19 protein-coding genes are annotated in these 23,049 nt (G+C 33.5%); 6 read left to right on the forward strand and 13 right to left on the reverse strand.

The features are described 5' to 3' along the window. Positions 1-202: 202 nt before the first annotated feature. Complete coding sequence (locus tag HYN56_RS03380; protein WP_109190888.1) at positions 203-1,963, reverse strand: tail fiber domain-containing protein; 1,761 nt, start codon at positions 1,961-1,963, stop codon at positions 203-205. Between the two features lie 141 nt (positions 1,964-2,104). Then, a complete protein-coding gene (locus HYN56_RS03385; protein WP_146194564.1) occupies positions 2,105-2,323 on the reverse strand; it encodes a hypothetical protein in 219 nt (72 codons plus the stop codon). Positions 2,324-2,406: 83 nt separating this feature from the next. On the opposite strand from HYN56_RS03385, the gene HYN56_RS03390 reads away from it, so the two are divergent. Next, positions 2,407-2,766 carry a hypothetical protein gene (locus HYN56_RS03390; protein WP_109190890.1) on the forward strand — a complete coding sequence of 120 codons (360 nt, stop codon included), beginning with the start codon at positions 2,407-2,409 and terminating at the stop codon, positions 2,764-2,766. An 89-nt stretch (positions 2,767-2,855) separates the two neighbouring features. On the opposite strand, the gene HYN56_RS03395 is transcribed toward HYN56_RS03390, so the two are convergent. Continuing rightward, a complete protein-coding gene (locus HYN56_RS03395) occupies positions 2,856-3,491 on the reverse strand; it encodes a hypothetical protein (protein WP_109190891.1) in 636 nt (211 codons plus the stop codon). A 536-nt stretch (positions 3,492-4,027) separates the two neighbouring features. Between HYN56_RS03395 and HYN56_RS03400 the strand changes: the two genes are divergently transcribed. Beyond that, positions 4,028-5,320, forward strand: coding sequence for an aminopeptidase P family protein (locus HYN56_RS03400; RefSeq protein ID WP_109190892.1), 1,293 nt, complete (start codon positions 4,028-4,030; stop codon positions 5,318-5,320). A gap of 405 nt (positions 5,321-5,725) precedes the next feature. Here HYN56_RS03400 and HYN56_RS03405 read toward each other — a convergent pair whose 3' ends face one another. Both HYN56_RS03405 and HYN56_RS03410 read right to left on the reverse strand, forming a co-directional pair. Beyond that, a complete protein-coding gene (locus HYN56_RS03405) occupies positions 5,726-6,244 on the reverse strand; it encodes a ferritin (RefSeq protein ID WP_109190893.1) in 519 nt (172 codons plus the stop codon). An 89-nt stretch (positions 6,245-6,333) separates the two neighbouring features. Then, positions 6,334-6,687, reverse strand: a complete 354-nt coding sequence (locus HYN56_RS03410; protein ID WP_109190894.1) for a hypothetical protein — start codon at positions 6,685-6,687, stop codon at positions 6,334-6,336. Between the two features lie 179 nt (positions 6,688-6,866). Between HYN56_RS03410 and HYN56_RS03415 the strand changes: the two genes are divergently transcribed. Further along, complete coding sequence (locus HYN56_RS03415) at positions 6,867-7,670, forward strand: TIGR00266 family protein (RefSeq protein WP_109190895.1); 804 nt, start codon at positions 6,867-6,869, stop codon at positions 7,668-7,670. A gap of 235 nt (positions 7,671-7,905) precedes the next feature. On the opposite strand, the gene HYN56_RS03420 is transcribed toward HYN56_RS03415, so the two are convergent. From HYN56_RS03420 to HYN56_RS03430, 3 genes are all read right to left on the reverse strand, one after another. After that, positions 7,906-9,762: a RagB/SusD family nutrient uptake outer membrane protein gene (locus HYN56_RS03420; RefSeq protein WP_146194565.1), complete on the reverse strand. Its 1,857-nt coding sequence runs from the start codon at positions 9,760-9,762 to the stop codon at positions 7,906-7,908. 4 nt (positions 9,763-9,766) lie between these two features. Next, complete coding sequence (locus HYN56_RS03425; protein ID WP_109190897.1) at positions 9,767-13,153, reverse strand: TonB-dependent receptor; 3,387 nt, start codon at positions 13,151-13,153, stop codon at positions 9,767-9,769. A gap of 161 nt (positions 13,154-13,314) precedes the next feature. Then, a complete protein-coding gene (locus tag HYN56_RS03430; RefSeq protein WP_109190898.1) occupies positions 13,315-14,448 on the reverse strand; it encodes a FecR family protein in 1,134 nt (377 codons plus the stop codon). Between the two features lie 164 nt (positions 14,449-14,612). Here HYN56_RS03430 and HYN56_RS03435 point away from each other — a divergent pair, with 164 nt between their 5' ends. Both HYN56_RS03435 and HYN56_RS03440 read left to right on the forward strand, forming a co-directional pair. Next, complete coding sequence (locus HYN56_RS03435) at positions 14,613-15,155, forward strand: sigma-70 family RNA polymerase sigma factor (protein WP_109190899.1); 543 nt, start codon at positions 14,613-14,615, stop codon at positions 15,153-15,155. 28 nt (positions 15,156-15,183) lie between these two features. After that, positions 15,184-15,960, forward strand: a complete 777-nt coding sequence (locus tag HYN56_RS03440) for an alpha/beta fold hydrolase (protein ID WP_109190900.1) — start codon at positions 15,184-15,186, stop codon at positions 15,958-15,960. 86 nt (positions 15,961-16,046) lie between these two features. Here the strand turns inward: HYN56_RS03440 and HYN56_RS03445 are convergent, their stop codons facing one another. Further along, positions 16,047-16,421, reverse strand: a complete 375-nt coding sequence (locus HYN56_RS03445) for a hypothetical protein (protein WP_109190901.1) — start codon at positions 16,419-16,421, stop codon at positions 16,047-16,049. Between the two features lie 26 nt (positions 16,422-16,447). Next, positions 16,448-16,768 (reverse strand): roadblock/LC7 domain-containing protein, encoded by a 321-nt coding sequence (locus HYN56_RS03450; RefSeq protein WP_109190902.1) that lies wholly within the window; start codon positions 16,766-16,768, stop codon positions 16,448-16,450. 290 nt (positions 16,769-17,058) lie between these two features. Between HYN56_RS03450 and HYN56_RS25015 the strand changes: the two genes are divergently transcribed. Beyond that, entirely contained in the window at positions 17,059-17,202 is a 144-nt protein-coding gene (locus HYN56_RS25015; RefSeq protein ID WP_167398269.1) for a hypothetical protein, read from the forward strand. 189 nt (positions 17,203-17,391) lie between these two features. Here HYN56_RS25015 and HYN56_RS03455 read toward each other — a convergent pair whose 3' ends face one another. The 3 genes from HYN56_RS03455 to kbl form a co-directional block, all read right to left on the reverse strand. Further along, positions 17,392-20,154, reverse strand: coding sequence for a PD-(D/E)XK nuclease family protein (locus HYN56_RS03455; RefSeq protein WP_109190903.1), 2,763 nt, complete (start codon positions 20,152-20,154; stop codon positions 17,392-17,394). A gap of 63 nt (positions 20,155-20,217) precedes the next feature. Next, positions 20,218-21,681 (reverse strand): OmpA family protein, encoded by a 1,464-nt coding sequence (locus HYN56_RS03460; protein ID WP_109190904.1) that lies wholly within the window; start codon positions 21,679-21,681, stop codon positions 20,218-20,220. 113 nt (positions 21,682-21,794) lie between these two features. Then, positions 21,795-22,988 (reverse strand): glycine C-acetyltransferase, encoded by a 1,194-nt coding sequence (kbl, locus tag HYN56_RS03465; RefSeq protein WP_109190905.1) that lies wholly within the window; start codon positions 22,986-22,988, stop codon positions 21,795-21,797. Positions 22,989-23,049 lie beyond the last annotated feature (61 nt).

Below are 23,049 nucleotides of genomic sequence, written 5' to 3' on the forward strand. Positions count from 1 at the left end.
TCATTTGAGGAATACTTTAACTATCTCAAGATTACACAATTCTAAATTCAAAACCTATTCAATAGTCAGAAAAATTGTGTTTAATAACTTTATAAAAAACAAAAAAACCGAAGCTTTTTTAATTGCTTCGGTTTTTTTGTTTTTTTGTTATAAGAACGAATTTCAAATTCGAATTCTTGAGCATTTGTAAAACTATAATTCGTTATTTCAATAAACCATTTACCGCTTTTTCTAATTTCGCCATGCGATCTTTAAGTTCTTTTATTTCTGAATCTTTGTCTTTCAGTTCTATTTTCTCTTTTAGTATCTTAATCTGTTCTTCCTGATCCTGAATTGCTTTTACCAAAAGAGGAATAAGTTTACTGTAATCTACTTGCCAAGGATTGGTTTTTTCATCTGCGCCACCAACCGATACCGCTTGAGGATATATTTTGAAGAGTTCTTGAGCAAGAAATCCTGTATTTGTGTTTTTTTTCTCGTCACTTTTATAATTATAGTCATTTACTTTTATTTTCATAATTTCAGCTAAACCAAATTGCGTGGGAATAATATTTTCTTTAAGACGCATATCACTGGTTGTATTATATGCTACTCCAGTGCCTGTCGTAGTTACAGATCCAACCCTCGTTCCTTTGACAAAATATTCAGTCATAAATATTGATGTATACCCATTGCCTTTACTTAGAATCAAAGGAGAACCTGATCCTCCGCTTCCTTTTTGTATTCGAACACTATTATTACTAATATCTACACCATCTGAAGATGCTGTACCGTCAAATATATTCCCCGTAAAATCGGCATTGGTCGCATTGACTAAAATACCCCTAGTATCTTTACCATCAACGTGTAATGGAGCAGCAGGTTTATTAATACCTATTCCAACATATCCATCTTCATCGATTGTCATACGATCTGTACCTGATGTTCCTAAAGTTAAAGAAGATAGCTTAGTAGTTCCATCTCCTTTGTATGCACCTTTAAGATAAACTAAGTTACTAATAGTTCCGCTTAAATAAGATCTAAAAATAATTGAACCTAAATTATCGTTATATACTAGATTATCACCATTATCTCTATTTCTATCAATTAAAATAGATGGCGTATAAGTATTTGATCTTGTTTGTATTCTTATGTCATCATCTGCATCAGAGACATTATTATTGTAAAGTAGCAGTTTAGAACCTGGAGTAGTTGTACCCAATCCTAGAAATCCGCTTTGGTTTAACGTCATTTGTGCTGTAGAAGCTCGATTAACAAAAAAACTTAGCGATGATAAATCAGCCCCTCTAAAATAAGAATTAATTCTAGTTAAAGCGGCAACACCTGGAGCTGGGTCTACATCTGTCCAAATTAAACCACCTAAACTCTGGCCCGTTGGCAATGTTGAAGTAGTGGAACGTTTTATTATAAAAGTTGCCCCATCATCGACCCCTTCAATCATCAAATCATTATTATTAACATCACTTGATTTTAAATGAAACCCCACTAAAGGAGTATCAGTACCAACTCCCAAACGCCCTTCTGGAGTCAATCGCATTTTCTCTGTATTATTGGTAACAAATGGTAAAGCGAAATTATCTTGCGTTCCTATTGTTTTTAATGCTCCATTGGTATTTCCATTTAACTGCCAATTATTTACTGCATCTGTAGAAGAAGAAACACGAACCCATTTTGCACCATCATTATAATATTCTCCCGGCGTAACGGCATTAACTCCAGTTCCTGTATTTGCAGTATTCCAGACATGCATTCCTGCTACATTTGCCGTCATTGGCAACGGACTGTTTAGGGCTGTCAATTCTACTTTTGGCAATAATAAACCTTTAGTACTAGCACCATCTGCCATGTTTAAATCTAAAACAGCATCTTTATTTGGGTTATTGGTTTGCATGCCCACTTGTGCATTAACACCTGTTATTGTCATGTAGCTAAACATAAGGATTAGCTTAATAGACTTCTTCATGATTTCTAAATAATATAATTGTTAATTTTCAACTCTACCTGCCTTCTTTTTTTAACTAAAAATTTTGTGCAAAAGTAGTGAGCCATTAGAGATTCTTTTTTCTTGATAAGTTTTATTTATATCAAAATAAGACTACAAACCTTATTGTCTTAGCGTTTTTTTGACCAAGTTTAAAACAGTTTCTTTATTTGCTTTTTCCATTATTTGATAATCTTTTTTGATGTTGTCAGCTTTTATTCCTTGAACAGTTCCATTTATACATTGACGGATGTAATATTTTGAAACCTTATATTTTAAAAACAAGGCCTCTAACACAGTGGAATCGTAGGAATTGTAATTTTTTGTCTTACTTTTGTCCATTGCTTTTTTTGTTTTAAAATTTAAAACAAACATAAGATAATTTTCAACATGAACAAATTATTTTAAGATAATTTCCTACATATATGAATAGTATTTTGAAAAATTTCAAACAAATAGCCGAAAACGAAGGCATAACTATTTCAAAACTTGAAGTTATAATAGGCGCCAGCAAAGGCGTTTTATCCCGTGCCATTGGTAATAACAGCGATATCCAATCAAAATGGATTTCTAAAATTGTTGAAATTTATCCCAATTATAGTTGCGAATGGTTGATTAAAAACGAAGGGCCTATGATTAAAAATGAAAATATTCATTTGTCAGAACATCAAATTACAGAAGAAGCAACTATTAATTATAAAGAATTAGCCGAATCCAGAAAGGAAACTATTGAAAGCATGAAAAAGCAAATTTTGTATCTGGAAGAAAAAATTGCGAATAAATAACGGATATAAAAAAAAGAAGCTTTTAATTAAGCCTCTTTCTTTGTTTCTCACTGAAAATTTTAACTAAGTTTCACTATACAATTTCTAATTTATTCAATAACATAAATTAATTTAGGAGCACCAGTATCATGTTCTGCAACAGCTAAATAAAAAGGCTTTTTCAAATTTAATCTCTCGAATACATTTTCTTGATTTGCTCTTTTAAACAATTTATTTATTTCTATTAATGCTGTAGCTTCAAATAGTTCATAAATATTATTTACATCTAAGAAGTCGTCAAAATTATCTTCTTCACCTTGTATATTTTCCGTTAAATGGTATAAAGTTGGAGAAACAAAAGCAGGAAGACAAGAAATATTATCTAGATATTCCATATGATCATCATCGATTTCAAATTCGGATAATTTTCGATCTGAATCATCAAAATCAATGGCAAAAGCTTCTAATTCTCCTCCATACAAACCACCATGCTCAAAATAAATCATATTGAAGCTTTTATCAATAGCGCTATTGTATTTCTCTGCTAGCCAATATTTCTCAATATTAATTTTTAACTCCTCAATCATTACATTTTCATGTTCTTCTCTATTCTGGTTTTTCCATAAATTATAAAATGGATTATATGCTTCATTTTGTGAATCTTCTAAATCTCTTAGAATAATTTCTTTTGCTCGTTTTTCAATTTCCAACAAATTATCTAAAATCAAATTATTAGTTTTTCCCATATATCATTTTAATTTTATAGTAGGATGCCAATATACAAAATACCAGAATCTGTAAAATGTTTTTTCTTTTAACTTTATCGTAACCGTTCGCGTGAGGGATAGAGGCGGTATCCTTTTATGTAGCGGAGCGGAATAAAAGATATAGCCGATAGCCCGACCCGAAGGGGCACGCCATTATTTAAGATACTGAGACGCTAAGATTCTAAGTTACTGAGATTTTACAATCTTTGTCGAGTTTCGAGTGTGATTATTCGTTCCTCAGAATGACAAACTTTGTGTTTATCAATCTTTGTAGAGTTACTCGCGAAGATTTCTCCTTCGTCGAAATGACAAGATTGGGTAAAAACTTTGCGTCTTCGCGAGCAAAATCTATTGCGTTCTTTGCGAAAAACCTTAGCGTGCTCTGCGGTAAAAAAACTTAGTGCCTTAGCGTCTTCGTAGCAAAAAAATAAATAAGAAAACTTTAATAAATCAATTATACGCCATTCCTGTAAAATCATTAATTTTGAAATTCGAAGTTAAAAAACGAAATAATTATGAAATATCATCAAATAAACAGCGCTCTTTTTGTAAAAAACCGCAAAAAATTCATGGCAGAAATGAAACCAAATTCAGTTGCCGTGTTCAACTCCAATGACATTTACCCAGTTAGTGCCGACAGTACTTTACCGTTTGCACAACACAGAGATATCTTTTATCTGAGCGGTGTAGATCAGGAAGAAAGTGTTTTGCTCTTGTTTCCCGATGCGCCATATGAAAGCGAAAGAGAAATTCTGTTCTTGAGAGAAACCAACGATCATATCGCAGTTTGGGAAGGTGAAAAACTGACCAAAGAACGCGCTTTTCAGGTTTCGGGAATTAGAACGGTTTATTGGCTACAGGATTTTCATAAGATTTTGAACGAAATGATGACGTATGCTGACACAATGTACATTAATACCAACGAACATTACCGTGCATCAGTCGAAACTGAAACACGTGAAGCTCGTTTTGTAAAATGGTGGAAAGAGCGTTATCCAGCGCATAACGTTGCAAAAAGCAACCCAATTTTACAAAGATTACGTTCTGTAAAAGAAAGCGAAGAAATCGATTTGATTCAGCATGCTTGTGATATTACCGAGAAAGGTTTCCGCAGATTATTATCATTTGTGAAACCAAATGTTACTGAATATGAAATCGAAGCAGAACTGGCTCACGAATTCATTCGTAACCGCTCTAAAGGTTTTGCTTATACACCAATTATTGCTTCGGGAAATAATGCAAATGTTTTACATTATATCGAAAACAATCAGCAATGTAAAGACGGCGATTTGATTTTATTAGATGTTGCGGCTGAATATGCCAATTATTCAAGTGATATGACAAGAACGATTCCTGTTTCAGGAAGATTCTCTGAAAGACAAAAAGCGGTTTACAAAGCGGTTTTGAACGTTAAAAACGAAGCTACAAAAATGTTAACTCCGGGAACGCTTTGGAAACAATATCATGTTGAAGTAGGTAAAATCATGACTTCTGAATTACTAGGTTTAGGATTATTAGACAAAGCCGATGTTCAGAATGAAAATCCGGAATGGCCTGCTTACAAAAAATATTTCATGCACGGAACTTCTCACCACATGGGATTAGATACGCACGATTACGGATTGCTTCACGAGCCAATGAAAGCTAATATGGTTTTCACAGTTGAACCTGGAATTTATATTCCGGCAGAAAAATTCGGAATCCGTTTAGAAGACAATGTTGTGGTTCAGGAAAAAGGAGAACCTTTTAACTTAATGAGAAATATTCCAGTTGAAGTGGACGAAATTGAAACTTTGATGAATGAATAAACAAACCAAAGGCTGTCCACTAATTTTTTGGACAGCCTTTTTTTTTATTGATATTTCTTGAAAATCCGCCTAATCAGACGCAGATTGTACGGATTCGCTAACGCGAAGACGCGGATTAAAACGGATTTTTTAATAATCTAACTAAAAATTTATATAGATAATCCGTTTTAATTCGCGTTTTTACGAAGTAAATCTGCTTTATCCGAGTTACCAATCGACTTATTGCATTATCCTATTAAGAATATATGTCGCTCCTCCGGAGCTTTATCGGTTCTAATAAATAAATTTTCTATAAACATCTGGCTTCTCCGAAGCCTAACCTGATTTAAAACTGATGAATGAATAGACATAGAAAAAGCCCTTAATAAAAATATTAAGGGCTTTTTTAATTTTATAAATCAGTTATTATCCGATTTTTGAAATCTGCACATCCAATTGGAATTTACCTGCAGCTTCGTTTTCGTCGATTAACTCAAAAAGCTCTAAAGCTCTTCTTGCATTTTTCTCTTCTTCTCTCTGCTCAGCAACATACCACATCATAAAATCTTCTGTAGCATAATCATTTTCAGCTCTGCATTTTGCGATTACTTTATTGATTGCCTGAGTAACTGCAATTTCGTTTTGCAAAGCAATTTCGAATACTTCTTTCAAAGAAGCAAATTCTTGCTGCACTTCCGGAATAGATGGCGTAACTGCAATCCCTCCCATGTCTGTAATATATTTGAAAACTTTTAGAAAATGCTCTCTTTCTTCTTCGGCTTGCTTGTACAAATAAGATGCTGTATTAGCATAACCATTTCTATCTAACCATGCAGCCATAGCTAAATATTTGTTAGAAGCGTCGCTTTCTAATTTTGCCTGTAAGTTCAATATATTTTCTACACCTTCAACTAATGAAGTACGTGTTCTTAGTAAATCTTTCATAACCTTTAATTTTTATAGGTGTAAAATTACTAAAATTAAAGGAGACAGCCCTAACTGCCTGAAAATTTGGATTTAATCTAAGTAAGAATCTAAATAAGCTCTACGTTGGCAATATTGCAAAGCATAGAATGCAAATTGAGCGTAAATTTAGTTCCGTTTAATAAATCTCTAAGTTGCACGATTTCACAGATGGTAAGATTTCTGGAAAAATTTCTTTTGGTGGTTTCGATCAGCTGTGCATCTGACTGATCAGATAAGTCATAAAGCATATTCAAAATATCAACGCTATTCACCTTTCTTTGAAAAATCAAAAAATCTTGAATCTTATAACTTGACACCGTATCAACAAAATTGATGATAATACTATTGGTCAAATCACATTGATAACTGTATCCTTTTTCGGTTTCAAATAATACTTTGGTGGTCAAATCACTAACTAACATTCTGATAAAATATGATAACGGTGCAAAAATATATAATTTAAAGTAATTAAACGCATAATTAAGACTAATTTAAAATAACAAAATTTGTTAATATTTTTAAAGACAGCCAAAACACACTAAAAATTGTAACATTCTAAAGATTCTTCAGTCTAATTTTAAAAACAAATAACTAAGAAATTATGCAAGCCCACGAAATAGATTATCAGATTTTTGGAGAAGAAATGCAGTATGTGGAGATTGAACTGGATCCGCAGGAAATTGTTATTGCCGAAGCAGGCAGTTTTATGATGATGGAAAACAACATCCAGATGGAAACCATTTTTGGAGATGGTTCTCAACAACAAGGTTCAGGCTTATTTGGCAAACTTTTAAGCGCAGGAAAAAGAGTGCTTACCGGCGAAAGTTTGTTTATGACGGCTTTTTTAAACCAAGGAAACAGTAAAAGTAAAGTCTCATTCGCATCGCCTTATCCTGGAAAAATTCTTCCAATTGATTTAACAGAATTTCAGGGGAAATTTATCTGCCAGAAAAGTTCTTTTTTATGTGCAGCCAAAGGTGTTTCTGTTGGAATAGAATTTTCTCAAAAACTGGGACGCGGTTTATTTGGCGGTGAAGGTTTCATTATGCAGAAAATCGAAGGAGACGGAATGGCATTTGTACATTCCGGAGGAACAATGGCTAAAAAAGTATTAGGTCATGGAGAAGTTCTAAAAGTAGATACGGGATGTATTATTGGTTTTACCAAAGATGTTGATTACGATATTGAATTTATCGGCGGAATTAAGAATTCGATTTTTGGAGGCGAAGGTTTATTTTATGCGACTTTAAAAGGTCCGGGGACGGTTTACGTACAGTCACTTCCATTTTCAAGATTAGCTGACCGAATTATCGCATCGGCACCAAGATCCGGAGGCAACAGCCGTGATGAGGGAAGTCTTCTTGGTGGATTAGGAAATCTTTTAGACGGCGATAACCGATTTTAATTTATAGAATGGCTTACATCCTACTGTAAGCCATTTTTTTTTAGCCACGAATTACACTAATTGCATCAATTGTCACTACTTCCTTTGTCTTTTTAATTTCACTAATAACTTACTTTATAAATTTTTGATTTTCTGTTTTTATATCTTGACGATTATGTCAACTACAGCGCAATCTATATAAAAAAAGGGCAGTTCTTTCGAACTGCCCATCCCTAACACCTAACCAAAAGTGCACTTAATATCCATTATTCCCAAATTCTTTGGCATTTGAAATGGCGTCCAAAAATGACCTCGGAATTGGTCTAACGATATGTTTTCCATCAACAAAATTTGTCCCAGCAATTGGATTAGTCTGATCTAAATAGGTTTTGTTTAACTTTCCTGTACGTTTCAAATCAATCCATCTTGTATGTTCGCCCGATAATTCTCTTGCTCTTTCTTTTAAAATAAAATCAATATTCATCTGACCGCTTGACACCAACATTTCATTTTCTCTAGATGTCAAAGCGGCTCTTTTTCTTAGAGTATTTAAATAAGTCGAGGCTTTACTTTGATCACTATTTAAAATAGCGGCTTCTGCTGCAATCAAATACACTTCGCCCAAACGGATTATTGGAATATCTCCTAACCAATATTGATTACTTTGACAGTACAACGCCGCAGAGAATTTTCGCATTGCCGGGAAAATATTAATCAAATTTGGGTCATTTGGATACATTGCCGGATCTTTGTATTTATTGGTTCCAGGCTCAAAGATATCGCTAGGATCAGCAACTAAAACAGGCATTTTACTTTTAACCACAGGATCGATATTCCAATTTGGAGTAAAAACAGCCAACCCTTCATCATTATTCATATTAATTTGTTCTTCTATTCTTTGAGAATAAAAATTAACCGATGGAACTGCCTGTGCTAAAGTATTTTTAATGGTATAACCTACTACCGAAGGATCTTTTTTGTAAGCAGTCGCCATTGTTTGTGTAATCGTTTTATTAGCTGCTGCATAAAATTTAAAAGTGAATGTTTCTGCAAAACGAGTATCTGCTGGTGATGGCACAGGAGAAAACACTTCTGTCAACAAATATTTACTTGGTCTTAGCATACGGCTGTTGGCACGTCCGTATAAAATACTGGTTGCTCCAGCTCCCCATTCGGCTCCTCTTGTTGCTAAATCCGGCAAATAATATTGTCTTGTTCTTCCTCTGTTATAGCCCTCAGGATTAAGTCCGCCTGGATCAATTCCTTGTGTAAACAAAAATTCTGTATTTTTCTTGTTATTGTTGCCGTCCCACAATTTGCTAAATCCTGATTTAGTATTATCACTTAAATACAAAGCGGTATTGTATTTTGCGGCGTTATTGATTAATTCTTCAGCAGTATCCAAAGCTAATTTTGCATATTCTGAAACATCTCCTAATCTTGTTCTTTGTAAATATACTTTCGCCAACAAACCATAAGCTGCTTTTTTAGCTACTCTTCCCTGCAAAGTTTGCTGTACCGGAAGATGTGCACAAGCAAATTTTAAATCTTCAATAATTAAATCGTAGAATTCTTTTTCAGAACTGCGAACAGGTGCATTATCTGCTCCTTCAATAATAGAAGATTTTGTTCTTAAAACCACGCCTCCAAATTGCTCTACTAATATGAAATTACTAAAAGCTCTTAGAAAATAAGCTTCGGCTAATTTGGCATTTAATTCCTCTGTAGAAGAATAGCCATTAACATCTTTTGAATAATAAATTGCCGTGTTGCAAAGATTTATAGTAGTGTAAGCTGTTCCCCAAATTACTTTGATATTTCCATCGTCCGGATTTAATTGACTGGTATATTGAGTATAACCAATTCCACTAGTACCTACATTTTCCCAGGAATCTGTCCCGGCTTCTGTCGGTGCTATATAATCTACCTTTCCGTGAAGAAAATAAAGATTCTCGTAGCAGCTGTTAATTAACCCTTCAAATCCCGGCCTTTCACTATAGGATTTATCCAAAGAAACAGTGGTAAGATTTTTTTCGTCTAAACTGCAGGATTGCAAACCAACCATAAAAGACATTAAGACAATTACTGATTTTATATTGATATACTTTTTCATAACATTATAATGATAAATTAAGACCAAAAACAACTTGTTTAAATAATGGGAACGAATCTGACCCTCCACTTTCCGGATCTACATTTTTCAACAAATGGCTTCGGCTAAAAACAAAAGGATTATAAGACGTTGCATAAAGTCTCATTGAACTTATTCCTGTTCTTTTAAGGAAATCTTGCGGCATCGAATATCCCAAAGTAATATTTTTGATTTTGATGTAAGAAGCATCTACAAGCTCCAATGATGATTGAAATTGCGTATTAAAACTACCGCCCGGTCTAGGAAAATCGTTTGTCGGATTGTCTTGTGTCCAATAACTATAGGTTTCCGGCTGTGCTTCTTTGTTCCAATAACCAAGAACCTGAGCACGCATCATACCACCATATCTTCCATTTACAAATACCGTACAATCAAAATTCTTGTATTTGAATGTATTTTGGAAACCAAAGAAATAATCCGGAACATTGTTTCCTACGATCATTCTGTCTTTTGTAGAATAAACGTGTACTCCATTATCTGATACTCCGTTGGCATCAACTTGCGGCACTGTTTGTAATTTTATATCACCCGGTTTAGCACCGTATAAAGCCGCTTCGGTTTCTTGTCCCAATTGCCAGATTCCTATTTTTTTATAATCATAAAATACACCTCCCGCTGCTGGAGTCTGCCCAATGAAAAGACCTTCTGAAATTAATTCGGCAACCGTTAAATTTCCTAAATCAATATTGGTCAGCTTTTCGGTAGCGTGTGTGTAAGTAAATGATGTATTCCATTTGAAGTTTTCAGTATCAATATTTTTAGTATTAATAGAAAGCTCAAAACCTCTGTTCTGAGAAGTTGCAATATTCGAAGTCTTTTTATAAGGTGTTTTAGCATCATATCCTCCTGAACTGGTTGGCAGACGACGATCCCATAAAATACCATCTGTATTTGTCCAATAGTATTCTGCTACAAGATCTATTCTGTTTTTTAATACCGAAACATCCAAACCTAAGTTCGTATTTGTCGAACGTTCCCAAGTTAAATCCGGGTTTGAAATATGCTCTGTAGGCACATACATTGGCAAAGCTGTACTGCCACCAAGAGAAAGACTGCTTGTTTTAGTTGCAGTTCTGGTCAAACTAGAATACGGATCAATATTTGCCGATCCTGAAATACCGTAACCTAATCGTAATTTCAGGTTATTCAACCAAGAACTTGTTCCCTGCATAAAGCTTTCATCGCTGATACGCCAAGCCAATGAAGCAGATGGAAAAGAGGCCCATTTATTGCCTTCGGCTAACGGAGAAACTCCGTCCCATCTATTCGTTAGCTGAAACAAATATTTGCCTTTAAAACTATAATTAAAACGACCGGCAAATGACATTCTGTTAAACTGACTGTAAGTATTCATTCTCGTAGTAAGATTTTTAACCGCTCCCATATTATAAAACTGGAAATCGTCATAATCGATACCATTACCGCCCATGTAAGTTCCTTCTGATCTGCTGTCGGCCCACGAAGTAATTCCTGTCAAACCAAAGTCGTGATCTTTACCAAGTTTAAAATTATAATTCAGGATGTTTTCCCAGATATAACTGTACCCCAAAGTCATATTATAAGTCGCCTCACTTGCTGTTCTTCCTTCGGACAATAAATTGTATGAATTCTTATTCTGGAAAGTTCCCGCTCTCCCTCCTGAAAATCTAGTTCCTAGATTAGATCTTAACTTCAGGTTTTTAGAAAATTCAAATTCCATATAAGGATTGAACTGTACATTATAACTTAAAGATTCATTAGCAAAAGCGCCCGGATAATTATTCGCCAAAATGCTAATGTTGTTAGGATCTCCTTCTATTGGATAAAGATTCACAACACCATTTTCATCAAATGGCACTCCTAAAGGATAAACGCTGTAAGCCTTATTAATTCTACTGTTTGTTGTGCTGTTTTTACGATAGTTTAAAATCAGTTGAAAACCTGTTTTAAATTTATCACTGAATTTAATATCAACTCCTCCTCTTGAATTAAAACTGTTTACTTTATCATTTTGATAGATTCCTTCTTCACCAACATATCCCAAAGAAAAATAACCCTGTACCTTTTCAGATCCGCCTCTCATAAAAAGATTATGATTTTGTTGCGTTCCTACCTGCAAAGTTTCATCAATCCAGTTTACATACTGTCCGTTTTCGATTGCTGCAATGGCAGATGCGTTTAGACCTAAATCGGTTAAACTTGTAGCTTGATAACCATTATCTAAATAAAATCGGTCGCGTTTGTAACTTAACCACTTATCACCTGTAAGTGGCGCCGGGAAAGAAGAGAAACCATTTAATCCAAAATAGCTGTTAACATCTATTTGTGTTTTTCCAGCTTTTGCTTTTTTAGTGGTAACAATAATAACTCCATTCGCTCCCGAAGAACCATATATTGCTGTTGACGAAGCGTCTTTTAAAACATCAATACTTTCAATATCATTCGGATTCAAATTATCAATACTTGAAGGAATTCCATCCACAATATATAACGGATCCTGACTAGCCGTTAAAGATCGGTTTCCTCTTAATAATACTTTTGGAGAAGTTCCTGCTTTTCCAGATCCACGCTGAATATCCAAACCTGAAACTCTTCCCTGAAGTGCTTCCATCGGACTTAAAACCGGACTCAAAACAATATCCGTTGATTTAACCGTTGCTACAGCGCCTGTCAAATCTTTTTTCTTTACAGCTCCGTAACCCACAATTACAACTTCATTTAATGCCGAATTTTGCTCGTTTAAAATCACACTCAAAGATTTACTTTGACCGACAGTTACTTCCTTATTCTCAAATCCTATAAAAGAAAAAACTAAAACACTATTGGTTCCGTTTACACGAATTGTAAACTTTCCGTCTAAATCAGTTGATACTCCATTTTTAGTTCCTTTTTCATTAACATTCGCACCCGGTATTGGCAGATTTCTGGAGTCGGTTACAACTCCTGTGATTTCAATTCCTTGTTCAACTACAATATTCGGAAACGCACTTTTCTCTGGTAGATTTACCTTCTTTTTTTTCTTTACCAATATAATCTGGCGATCGGCTACACTATAAGAAATGTCAGTATCTTTAAATACTTCTTCTAATATCGCATCGATTTTCTGCTTCTTAACATTAAGGGTAATCTTTCTGTTCAAGTCAATTATACTGCTTTCAAAAAGAAATCTGTATTCTGAAACAGACTCGATTTTATTAAACAGCTTCTCAACTGAAGTATTTTTTACATCTAATGTCAGCTTTGTATTTTGTGAATAGACGCTCGCTTGAATTCTCATCAACGAAAGCATCAATAATAGTGTGGTTAGTTTCATTCTTAGGCTGATTACAGGCAAATAAGGACTGAGCCAATTCCTTTTAATTATTTTTTTCATAATTTTGGATTGATTTTAAATGATTTAATCTCGATACATCGTTTGAAATACATTACTAAATCGGAAAATACTGGTACTATTTTCCGATTTTACTTCTTGTATTTCTTTAAAAAAATTAGATCCTCTTCATACGTTTTGGTTTTTGGTTGGTTAGTAAATAGTTAGTTTATTTTTATAAGTTCCCCTTCTTTTTTATAAGTGAACCCCATTATTTTACTCATCGTTTCTAACACCTTATCGATACTTTCAATATTTTTATTGAAGCTGGCATTAAATTTTTTATCTAAAATATCTTCTCTGTTATTTTCAATCTTTACATTGTAGGTTCGTTCTAGCTTGATAACGATGTCTTTGAAAGCTGTTTTTCTAAAAACAATTTCGCCATTAATCCATTCTGTGTAAAAACGAGTATCTACTTTTTCGACAGCGATTTCTGTTTCTTCCTTATTCCAAGATCCTTTTTCGCTTGGTTCAAGTATTGCTTTTTTATTGTTTTTATCGGATAAACTAACTGAACCTTCTACTAATACTGTATTAATATCTTGGTCTTCTTTGTAAGAACTCACATTAAATTTTGTTCCCAAAACCTTCACATCAACACCTCTAGTTTTTACAATAAACGGATGCGCTTTATCTTTTGCCACATCAAAAAAAGCCTCTCCTTCTAAAACCACTTCTCTGTTATGCCCTTTAATAAACTGGACTGGATATTTTAAAGAAGAACCTGCATTCATATTTACAGAAGTTCCATCTGACAATTTTATTTTAAAGGTTTTACCATAAGGAATTCTAATTTCATTGTAAACCAATTTGTTTATCGCTTTATCCGAACGATAGTTAATTTCATTTTCTTTCTGAGAAGCCAATACTTCTCCGTTTTTCTTAATAATTTGTTGTTCTCCGTTAGGATTTAAAACCTGAATATCTCCATTTTCCAAAACCAACTGAATGGCATCTGAAGGAATCTCTGGTCTGGATTGTTTACCAGTTTTATATTGAATAAGATAAACCAGACCTAAAAGACAAACAAAGATTGCCGCGTATTGAAAAATTTTCCTCCAGTTAATTACAATTGTCTTTTTATCTGCATTTAATTTTTCTTCTAGTTCTTCCCAGTTTTTATCAGTATCTATCGATTCTGCATAGGATAATGCTTCTTCCAGCAAACCATTAGTTTGAAGGTTTTTTATTAAATCCTGTTCTTCAGGAGATAAAGACGCTATTGTAGTAGCATCCATATTTCCTTTGGAATTTATTTCCCTTAGGATATTAATCAATTTTGAATTTGGAGTCATTTGTTTTTTATATAGTGTTTCTTATATGTTCTAAAAAAATATTTTTAGGGTGACAACAAATCAATATTTTTTGATTTTTTTTACACATTACAAAAAAAAACTAACTTTTTATTTTACATTTGACACAATGTAATCCATTACAAACGAATAAATGACATTTGGAGATGCTGAATTATAAAGATTTTAAAGTATTTGAAACCTTATACAAAGAACACTTTGTCTTTTTTTCATTGGTTTCTTTTAATATTGTAAAGGACAAAGATGTAGCAAAAGATATTGTTCAGGATTTTTTCACCTATTTATGGGAAAAAGAAGAAACTCTAAACTTCAATATTTCTTTTAAAGCCTATGGAACAAAAGCTATCAAAAATTTAAGCCTTCAGCATTTAGAAAAAAACAAAACAATCAGCATTCAAGACAAAAAAATAGCTTTTCCAAAATCTGAAGAACAAACTGTTTTTGAAAATACAGAAGAAAACCAAAAACCTAAAATTCAAACCTTAGTCGAGAAAATTCCTCAGGCCAGAAGAGAAATCTTTATGTCGCATGTTGTCGAAGGATTGAGTTATGCAGAAATTGCAGAAGACCACAATATCTCCATCAATACTGTAAAAACACAAATGAAAAGAGCTTATGCTTCTTTAAGAGAATCTCAAAATCTCTCTCAGTTAAAATTTATTCTGTATTTCTTATGGCTAATAAAATAGCGTATTTTTGCTATTTAAAATATCCGTTTTGAATCACACTTTATACAAAAACACCAAAATATCTTTTTCCGATACTGGAAAAGGAAACACAATTATTTTCCTTCATGGTTTTCTGGAAAACAAAAAAATGTGGAAAGAATATGTTGATTTTTTCGCCGAAAAATACCGTGTTATCACCATTGATTTATTAGGACATGGCGAATCTGATTGTTTAGGTTATGTTCATGAAATGGAAGACAACGCAAATGCTGTAAACGAAGTTTTAGAACATTTAAAAATTGAAAAAGCTACTATTTTAGGACATTCAATGGGCGGTTATGTAGGTTTGGCTTTCGCCGAATTTTATCCGCAGAAAATCCAAAAACTAGTTTTACTAAATTCAACTTCTAAAGAGGACAATCCCGAGAAAAAAATCAACAGAACCCGCGCTATAAAAGCAGTAAAACAAAACTATATTGCTTTTGTAAGTCTGGCAATCGCCAATTTATTTAGCGAAAACAACAGGACTCAATTAGCAGACGAAATTGAAAAAGTAAAAATAGAAGCTTTAAAAACGCCTTTACAAGGAATTATTGCTTCTTTAGAAGGAATGAAAATACGAAAAGACCGAGAATGGCTTTTACACGAAAATCGTTTTCCGGTTTTATTAATTTTAGGAAAAAAAGATCCGGTTTTAAATTATGAAGACAGTCTTTCTCAAATTGAAGACACAACTGTAGAATTAGTTTCTTTTGAAGACGGTCACATGAGCCAAATCGAGAATAAAGAAGCTTTAAAAACTGTTCTAGCAGATTTCTTCGAATAAAATCCAGCTTTATAAAATCAAAAAAGGCCATTTCAGACAGAAAGTCGAAATAGCCTTTTTTTTCTTTGTTGGGGGCAAAAAAATCGTTATAATTTGGTGATAATATCTTTTTTATATCTGGACAAAACTGCTCTTGTTAAACCAAGATTTGCTTTATTAGAATCTACAGCTAAATAAATAAAGTATCTTCCATCTTCAGAAAGGTCAATAATATGAATTTGATCTGTAAGTGTAATTAAAATATCATTAATTTTTTGATCTAATCCTAAAGCTCTAATTGCATTCAATTTTGCTTTAACTACTTCTAAATTATAAGCAGAAGCCAATTCAGGATCAAAATCAGGTCTTGCAGTAAGCGAACAGTAAGACATTCCTGTTTCAACTTCAGTTACTGAAACGGCAATAAATCCGTTAATATTTTCTTTTAAATCGTTTTGAAAGTTTTGTAAAAAATCTGACATATTTTATTAAAGTTTTAAGTTTAAAATTAGTTGCTAAAAATGGTGTCCATTTTACGAAGTAAAAGTCCCATTTTACTCAAATCCTTAGAAAGTAAGGCAATGCAGTTATCATCTTCGTTTTTGATAGCAACGACAATTCCGTCATTATTTTTAATCATAACTTGTTTAAGATCACCGTTATTTACGTCTTCTGACATTTCAAGGCACATCTTTAAGATCATTCCGATCATAGCTGCAACATTTCCGTCATATTCTAAATTAACAGACTCGTTTAAGATTCCATCAATATTAAAACTCAATCCAGATTCTGCTCCAGTCTCTTGTACTAGTGTTTGTAAATCAATCATATTCTTCTATTTGTCATGTTTTTGGAAGGGTCAAAGATATTTCAATCATTAACAATTGCGCGATAAACACTTGTTAAAAAAAGCATCGACTTAACAGACTGACTCACTTTTATTTATCACATAATTAATCTCATTTTTTTGCAAAAAATCTGCAATAAAAATTAACATAAAAAACATATTGTATTAAAATCGTAACATTTCGTTTCATAAAATTCATTTCTAAAATTAACATTTGCAGATTGTTGCATTTGCAAAAAGATTTTCTATAGATTTGCAAAAAATTTTTACTTATGAAAACTGTTGACGAATTACGCTTTGACCTAAATGTTAAACTGGAGAAGTTTAGAAGATTTCGTATTGAAAACGGACATATTAACAATACGGATTCTGGAGAAAAATCTAAAAAAGGTTTCTTCAAAAAAATATTCAGCTAAAAGCTCTTTAAAAAAAAAGCCGAACTTTTCTAAGAAGCTCGGCTTTTTTTGTTGATTTAATTATAAAAACGTTTTCTATTTTGTTTAGCGATCAATAATAAAATTGTCCTTTTCGCGGACAAATAACTCATAACGGTTCTACTTTATTACAAATAATTTTATTTTATAATTTTTAAGACTAAAAAACATTTATATTTTCTCCTCAAAAGGAATATTAACATCCAGAATCTCACTAAGTAAATTCGCTATTTCATCCAAATAAGAATTCAAAATTTCTGATGTTACCACAGCATTCAATTCTTTTTCTTCTTTATAACCAAAAGGTAAAAAACCAGATTTTAAATTTTTAAACGAAATAATCCCAACTTCAATTGGAAGATTTCCTGCTTCTTTTTCAAACATAAAGGCGTAAGCCAAAACCTGGATAATTTTATCGTTTTTAAGCTCTTGAGTCAATCCGTTCCATGTTTTCAATACCACATTCGACTTCTCTACTTTTCCTGTCTTATAATCGATAATTCTGATTTTTCCATCGCGTCGTTCAATCCTATCCACATTTCCTTTAATAAGAACAGGGAAAGGCAATTTTGGATGAATGAATTCACGTCCAAATGTCTGCTCTAAAGCAACAATCTGAATTTCCTCACCATTCTTCACAGAATCCAACTCCATTCTTAAAAAATTAGAAACATTTCGTTTCGCCACTTCAAAAGCCAAAAGATTTCGTCCTTTTTTTATCTCACCTTCCTTATAAACCAATTTAAATTGCTTTAAAACTTCATCATCAAGCAGTTTAAAACAATTTAAAAGATCATTTTCTAAAATAATTTTACCAATAAAAGGCTCATATAAAGCTTTTAATGTTTCATGAATAATTGTCCCTAAAGTATTCAGTGCAATATTTTCCTCCACTTCTTCCACTTCCCGGATACGCAATATTTTTTGAAAATAAAACTCAATCGGATTTCGAATATAACTCGTCAATGCAGACGGGGAGAAACCTGTTGTCGCAATTTCCTTTAAGCGTTCCATTACCAATTCAGACTTCGGAACCGAAATTGGCTCGTAAGCCGTATTTGGTAAAACCGGATTATAAATATCAAAAGTAAGATTATGTTTTCGCTGCTTCTCTACTTCTAATTGAGTAATAAAGCGACTTCTTTCTCCAGCATCCAATCCGTCATTTTCTGTATTATAAATCAAGTAGATATTTTTCGCCCTTTGTAGTAAATGATAAAAATGATAGGTATATATAGCATCTTTTTCTTTAAAAGTTGGAAGCCCCAACTCACGTTTTACATCATAAGGAATAAACGAATTCTGTGATTTTCCAGCCGGAAACTTCCCTTCATTCATAGAAGTTATAATAACCGTTTCAAAATCCAAAACACGGCTTTCCAAAACCCCCATAATCTGCAGACCACGCAATGGTTCACCTTCAAAAGAAACTTCAGCTAGATCAATAATTTGCTTATAAATTGCATGAAGCGTATCAATATTGTCGATATGATTGTGCTTGGTATAATAATTTATAAGTTTATTAATCACTTTAAAAACACCATAAACAAAAGCTTTTGCTATTTTTTCTTCTTCATTATCATTACTGAAATGCTCTTTAACAGCAATCAATAAAGCCGAAATATTATTCAAAACAGCAATAGAACCACTTTCCCATTTTTCAAACAAAAGCTTAAAAAAATTAGATGTATTTGGATGAAGTTCCAGAATTTTTTGATGTGTAATAAAAGTATAATTATTCTCTTTAATAATCCTAACCAATACCTGAGCACCAGCATAAGGCTCCACTAAAGGATGTGTCAGAACATCCAAAACATCTTTATAATAAAAGACATAACTATTTCCCTTTCGCGAAAGCGCATTTGTATGCATTTTAAACAACTTAGCAACCAATATCTGCGAAGGATTATTCTTTCCCGAATAGCCCATCGTAATATTCAAAGCCCCAACAGCAGAAGGAAGCGAATACAGAACCGGCACCAACAAATTCTCTTCTCCTAATACCACAGCAACTTTATCCAGAGAAGCTTCCGGATTTTGATTAAGTAAATCCTCAATAATACTTCCTGCCAATTTTGCTTGTCCAATTGTTTTAGGAGTTCCTATAACCTGAATGTTTTTTGATTGAGAAAAATCATCCACAATCCATTCAAAAGGATGTCCTTTATAATGCTTCCAGCTTTCTTTGAAACGCCTTAAAAAAAGTCCCGCATCGTGATAAGGGTCATTTAAAAAAGACTGATCTGCATCCCAAAAAATTCTGGCTTGATCCAGAGCCAGTAAATGTTGTACTATTTTTTCTTCAGCAGCATTTAAAGCATTAAATCCTGCAAAAATAAAAATACGACTTCCTATAGTATTAGAAAAATGATTTAAATTATTAACTGCTTCTCTATAAACCAACCCCTGATAACCAATCGATTTAAACAACAAATGACTATATAGTGACTCATAGTAAAGAGGAAGCAATTTCCAAAAATCAATATAATTTTCGAGAAGCTTTGTTTTCTGATCAACTTCTAAACCCCATTTCTTTATATCTTCAATATCTTTCAAATAAGACAAAACGTGCGAAGGATCCAAAAGATAGCGATCAATTTCATTGAAATCCTGCAAAAGTGTTTTAGCCCAATTTGCAAACAATTCAAAAGACTGCTGATGTTTCTTTTCTGTAACAGATAAATAAACCTCGTAAAATTCAAACAAAAGCTCAATAGAATCTATCGAACGAATTGACGCAACATCTTGTACAAAATCTTCAATACTTGTAATTTCCGGAGCTATAATAGTTCTATCTGTTGCTTTTTTTAGAGCTTCAATTAAAAACACCTTAGCTCTTTTATTAGGAAGAATTATAGTTATTTGAGAAAGTTTTTCAGCATAATCCTGAATTACAATACCAGCTAACTTTTGAAGAAAAGAATCATTTATCATAGTATAAAAATAAAAAAAGCCATTCAATTAAGAATGGCTTTTCATATTTATTTAGAAACTAAATTATAGTTTTCCTTGGTATTTAGAACCAATGTGTCTAATTTCAGTTCTTCTGTTTTGAGCTTTACCTGCAGCAGTTTTATTACTTGCAACTGGTTGAGAAGATCCAAATCCTTTAGCCTCTAAGTTATCAGGGCTAACACCTCTTTCAACTAAAGCATTCAATACAGCGTTAGCTCTATCTTCAGAAAGTTTTTGGTTGATTTTAGCAGAACCTGTACTATCTGTGTGTCCTTCGATAGAGAATTTCGCGTTTGGATAGTTTTTAAGGATTTCTTTAATAGCGTCTAATCTAGCTGGAGTTTCTTTGTCACCAGTTTTGAAAGTAGCTTTTCCTGAGTTGAAGTAGATTGCTCTAGCCTGAACTTTAAGATCTTCTAATGCAGCAGAAGTAACTTCTGGACATCCTCTGTTGCTTGCAGGACCTGGAACTGTAGGACAGTCATCATCTTTATCAGCAACACCATCTTTATCAGCGTCTAAGAAAGGACAACCACCGTTTTCTTTAGGACCAGCAACTGTAGGACATTTATCATCTTTATCAGCGATTCCGTCTCCGTCAGTATCAGGACAACCTTTTAAAGCAGCTAAACCAGCAACATCTGGACAAGCGTCATCTTTATCAGCAATTCCGTCTCCATCAGTATCAGGACATCCGTTTAATGCAGCTAAACCAAATACATCTGGACAAGCGTCAGAAGCATCAACAATTCCGTCACCGTCAGTATCAGGACATCCGTTGAATTGTTTTAAACCAGCAACATCTGGACAAGCATCGTCTTTGTCATAGATTCCGTCTCCGTCAGTATCTTTACCTCCGAATTTGAAAACTAAACCTGCAGTGTGTTGGAAGTGAGATGGAGCATCTGGAGTTCCAGAAGCATCAACTCTATCTCCACTTACAGCCCATTTGTATCTTGTAGCTAACTCAAGACCAATAGCATCTGTAAACCAGAAAGTAACACCAGCACCTGGGTTAACAGTTCCGAAGCTGCTATCTCCGAAGAAAGTATAACCACCACCAACAGATAACGAAGGATCAACCACTTTAGATTTGATTAATTCCTGGAAGCTATATTTGATAGTAGCGTCAATTCCGTAGTACATTAAATCTCCAGGATTTTCCACAACGTTTCCTCTACCATCAGCATTTGGACTAGTATAGTCAAGAACAACAAATTTATCAATTTTGTTTACAGATCCTTGTAAACCAACAGAAAAACCGCTTCCAACATATCTATTTACACCAATGTAAGATAGAGAAGGAAGAATGTTCCAGTTGTCTTTTACAGCGAATGGCTGAGAGAAGTGTTGATCAAAAAACCCGTGACCAGCACCAGAACTAGTCCTTGTATCCACAGCATTAACCCCGAAAGAGATCGCCCATGGATTGTTACTGTCTTGCGCGTGAGCATTTAAACCCATCGCCATCAATACAGCAACTAAAAGTTTGTTAAGATGTTTCATACTTAATTTTTTTAATTACAATTTAGTTAATTACAAGCAAAAGTAACACCAAATTTTTTAAATACAAAATGAAATGTTAAAAAAAACCTACAAAAATTTGACCAAAGTGGTAATTATATAACTTTTAACATTTTACCGACAACTGTAAAGGCATTTATCGCCTTATCCAAGTGCTCTTTTTCGTGCGCTGCAGACAGCTGAACACGTATCCTTGCCTTTTCTTTTGGAACTACCGGAAAGAAGAATCCAATAACATAAATTCCTTGTTTCAATAACTCATTTGCCATGGTTTGTGATAATTTCGCGTCATACAACATTACCGGAACAATAGCAGAATCTCCATCTATAATATCAAAACCGGCTTTTTTCATACCTTCTTTAAAATAATTGGTGTTCCATTCTAATTTATCACGCAATGTTGTATCTCTTTCTAATAACTCAAAAACTTTTATCGAAGCACCAACTATAGAAGGAGCTAAAGAATTTGAAAACAAATAAGGTCTTGAGCGCTGACGAAGAATTTCAATAATTTCTTTTTTAGCTGTTGTATATCCCCCCATTGCTCCTCCTAATGCCTTTCCAAGAGTTCCGGTAATGATATCAACACGCCCCATAACACCTTTTGCTTCAAGAGTCCCTTTTCCTGTTGCTCCAATAAAACCTGCGGCATGGCATTCATCTACCATCACCATAGCATCGTACTTATCAGCCAGATCGCAAATTTTATCAAGAGGCGCAACAAGGCCATCCATAGAGAATACACCGTCTGTAACAATTAATTTAAAACGCGCTCCGGCTTCATTAGCCTTAATTAACTGTTGCTCCAAATCTTCCATATTGTTATTTTCATAACGATAACGAGCCGCTTTACACAAACGAACTCCATCAATAATAGAAGCATGATTCAGACTATCAGAAATAATTGCGTCATTTTCTCCCAACAAAGGCTCAAAAACACCTCCATTAGCATCAAATGCCGCTGCATACAAAATAGTATCTTCTGTCCCGTAAAAATCAGCAATCTTTTTTTCTAATGTTTTATGAATATCCTGGGTTCCGCAAATAAAACGAACAGATGACATTCCAAAACCATGTGTATCCAAGGCATCTTTAGCAGCCTGTACTACTTCCGGATGCGACGAAAGCCCTAAATAATTATTGGCACAAAAGTTTAGAACCGTTTCTCCAGTCGAAATTTTAATTTCGGCACCTTGAGGAGATGTGATAATTCTCTCCTTCTTAAAAATTCCATTTTCTTCGATTGTCTGCAACTCACTTTGCAGATGTTCTTTGATTTTACCGTACATTTTTTTATTTATTTAAAACGTTAAAAATTAACAACTTAACAAAAATAAAGCTTCGTTATTT

This window comes from Flavobacterium crocinum, assembly GCF_003122385.1.
GTDB classification, from domain to species: domain Bacteria; phylum Bacteroidota; class Bacteroidia; order Flavobacteriales; family Flavobacteriaceae; genus Flavobacterium; species Flavobacterium crocinum.